Below are 3,168 nucleotides of genomic sequence, written 5' to 3'. Positions count from 1 at the left end.
GACAACTCCGACGCGATGAACAAATTTCTTCAAACACAAGGATGGAAACTCAACGACAAAGGATTCATCGTCGCTGCCGACGGCTCACCCGCCATGAGCGTGCTCGCCAACCTGAGCAACTACCAGATCGCCGACAAATACTTCCAAATCCACGGAAGCTACGTCGACGAATCAGGGGGCACATACTCATCCAGCGGATACCGTCCGAAAAACGCCACAGGCAACATCCCGACAGGAGCCACCGGCGGCCTCTACGACGGCAACCAATTCAGATACGCCAACGGAGGCTACGCCTTCAACGGCTACGTCGACCCGAAATGGGCGCCAGGCACCGCGACCAGCGACAGCGTCTACCTCGACAACGGCCGCATCGCACGAGGCGAATACGTCGAAAACGCACTCGCCACCAGCTATTACGGCGTCGACTTCATGGACGCGCTGAACCGAAGAGCCATCCCACGCGAGGTGTTCTCGAAGGTTCCCGCCGCGCAGACCGTCCCCCAGGGTCAGGCCATGCAGCCATCGGTGACCAATGTCACGGTCAACGTTGCAGGGTCGAAGAGCCCGGAGGTCGTGGCACGTGAGACGGTGGAGATCATCCGACGAGAGCTGGGGGTGAGGCAGTGAGGATCGCTTTGACGCCTCCGCTGGACAGTGGTCTGGAACCCGTCGTATTCGTGGATGGCAGTCCGCAGAACCGCTTAGCCACGTTGCATGATCCGTTTGAGGTCACGCTGGCAAGAAACTCGACGGACGGCTGGTATACGGCGGCCGAGGTACGGGAATCGCCGACCGATCGTCCGCAGGCGGACGGCGCCTACTGGCCGTCCAGAATGACGTTGAAACCGCGCGTGGTCACAATCCGCGGCCGTGTCGTGCAGCACGACGGGTCAAGCTCGCTCGAACTGGCGTTGCTCAACGACCGGCTCAACGCGATGGTCGGCCAACGCCTTACCCTCCAGGTGGAGGACGCGCTCGGGCGACGGCAATCCGACTGCTATCTCTCGAGCCAGATGAGCTGGTCGAGCGATCTCGGCGTCACGGACGTGACACTGATCGTCACCTGCCCGGACCCTCTCAAATACGGGCCGGAACAGTCGTTCCAGGCATCCTCGTCCACGTGCCTGGTTGTGAACGGCGGCAACGCGCCGACATGGCCGCGGGTCAGGATCGACGGGCCGGTGAAGACGCTCAAGATCCGGCCCTCCGCCGCCGGCGTGGATGGCCTGGTCGTCTGGCAGGGGGACGAGAAGGACGGCCTCGACCTCGACTTCCGCGACATGGTCCCAAGCCGCGGCACCGTCACGGACGACCACGCGTTCCCGATACCGCCAGGCACGCAACGTCTGACGGTCGAGACCGGAAACATCGACGCGAAGGCCGTGGTGTTGCTGCGGCCGGCATGGAAGTGAGGAAGCATGGAAGCCGCCGAAATGCACGTGTACGACATCACCACCGGCAAACATGTGACGCGCCTGCCGTTCACCTTGTGCTCGTGGCAGGAATCCCGCAACCGCGAGGGCGGCATGAGCGCCGAACTCGCGATGACCGACGTGCTGCGCGATATGGGGGCCCGGGGACTGCTGCAGCCATGGCGCGTCATCATCGCCTACCTGCCGGCACAAGGGCCAGCTCACGCCGGACCGCTGACGTATGTCGAATGGGCGGCTTCCGACCGCAAAGTCACCCTGACCGTAGGCGGCGGTCTCACTCTCCTGACGAAACGCCTTGTCATCGGCCGACAGCTCGCGGCGTCCTGGCGCGACCACAGCGTCGTCGTGGACGAGCAGAAGCCAGCCGGCGACCTCGCGCTCACCCTGCGCGGCCCGTACTACAGGGACATCGCCTGCCAGCTGGTCGACGAGGCCCTGCAGTGGGGCATGCTGCCGATCACCCTGCCCGGATTCGTCCGCAAGGGCAGCCTGACCCGCACCTACTACGCGTGGGATCTGGCCACCGTCGCCGACCGGCTCACCGACCTGACCAACCTCGAGAATGGCATCGAGATACGCTTCGCCCCTCGCATCAGGGACGACGGATCCATCACATTCGACTTCACCGCGACCGACCAGACGCTGGCCGACCGGGCAGCGACAGACCGATGGAACGCCGTCATCCCGGACAGCCGGATCATCCTCGATTCCCTCACCGACGACGGAGCCGACCTCACCTCGCAAGTCTGGCTCACCGGCGGCAAGGACAACGACAAAACGCTCATGTGCCGCAGAAGCACGGAACTGCCACAGAAACGCGGATGCATGTTCATGCAATCCGTCGACACGGAGCACACGACCGTATCGAGCATGAAAACACTGCAGTCACACGCCGTGTCCGACCTGCGCAGACACGCCTTCCCAGCGGAGACCTTCGAATTCCGCGTGGGCGAGGAGAGAGCGCCACACGTGGGCGACAACATCGACGTGACGGTCTCCGACGACTTCATCGGAGCGTCCACGCTGCACGTCACCATCACCGACGTGTCGGGCACGTCGGATTCCGACTGGGTGACGGTCGAAGCTCAGGAAAGGAGCTGACATGTCCGATGATGAAGCGGACGTCTCGACGGACGCGTCCCAAGGGACCGCGCTGTGGCTGGGCGACGGCACGTGCGCGGGCGGCGGCGCGTCCGACGCGGCGCACCGGTATTCCGCTCTCACGAGCAAGGCGCTCGGACTCGTGGAGGAGAACCACGCCGCCATGGGCGTGGGGTTCGCCACGGAGCCGGACGTCGGCTCGCAGGTCGACGCGGCCTCGAAGCTCGGTTTGGCCGGCGTGGCGTACGTGTTCCTCATGGCCGGCATCACGGACTCCTACGATTCGCTCGGCAGCATGCGCTCCGCCACGGCCGCCGCCGTCCGTGCGGCGGCGAAGGCATGGCCCGGGGCCCGCGTGGTGGCCGGCGTCGCCCCCGGCTGCCTGACCGGATTGGACGACGCCGCGCTCGAACGCATGGAGCTCGTGTGGACCGCGATCCGCCTGGGCGCCGGGGACGCGGGCGCGCTCGTGTGCGACGGACTGTGGAAGGTGTGCGGCAGCGACCCAGCGTTGTGCTCGTCGGGAAGGCTGCCGAACGACGACGGGCACGCGCTGCTCGCGGAGTCCATCGAGGCGTCGGTGCGCGAGGACCAGGGCGAGCCGTTGGACGCCCCCATCACGGATCTGACGCGT

The 3,168-nt window shown here is 65.4% G+C and carries 4 protein-coding genes; all 4 read left to right on the top strand.

All coding sequences use genetic code 11. The features are described from left to right. The coding region (locus tag ACMO6A_RS09470) for a hypothetical protein (RefSeq protein WP_418471155.1) at positions 1-627 on the top strand (627 nt) is incomplete at its 5' end. Between the two features lie 8 nt (positions 628-635). Next, positions 636-1,412 carry a hypothetical protein gene (locus ACMO6A_RS09465; protein WP_418471154.1) on the top strand — a complete coding sequence of 259 codons (777 nt, stop codon included), beginning with the start codon at positions 636-638 and terminating at the stop codon, positions 1,410-1,412. Positions 1,413-1,418: 6 nt separating this feature from the next. Then, complete coding sequence (locus tag ACMO6A_RS09460; RefSeq protein WP_418471152.1) at positions 1,419-2,534, top strand: hypothetical protein; 1,116 nt, start codon at positions 1,419-1,421, stop codon at positions 2,532-2,534. A 1-nt stretch (position 2,535) separates the two neighbouring features. Then, positions 2,536-3,168, top strand: a 633-nt coding sequence (locus ACMO6A_RS09455) for a hypothetical protein (protein WP_418471151.1), incomplete at its 3' end; no start/stop codon positions are given.

The sequence above is a fragment of the Eggerthella sp. genome, from assembly GCF_048329335.1.
In the GTDB taxonomy this organism is placed as follows: Bacteria; Actinomycetota; Coriobacteriia; order Coriobacteriales; family Eggerthellaceae; genus Eggerthella; species Eggerthella lenta.
This window is presented reverse-complemented; position numbering and strand designations above follow the sequence as displayed.

Bases quoted from the DNA above. Each gene is read 5' to 3' on its own strand.
- ACMO6A_RS09460 (WP_418471152.1), top strand. From the start codon at position 1,419: ATGGAAGCCGCCGAAATGCACGTGTACGACATCACCACCGGCAAACAT.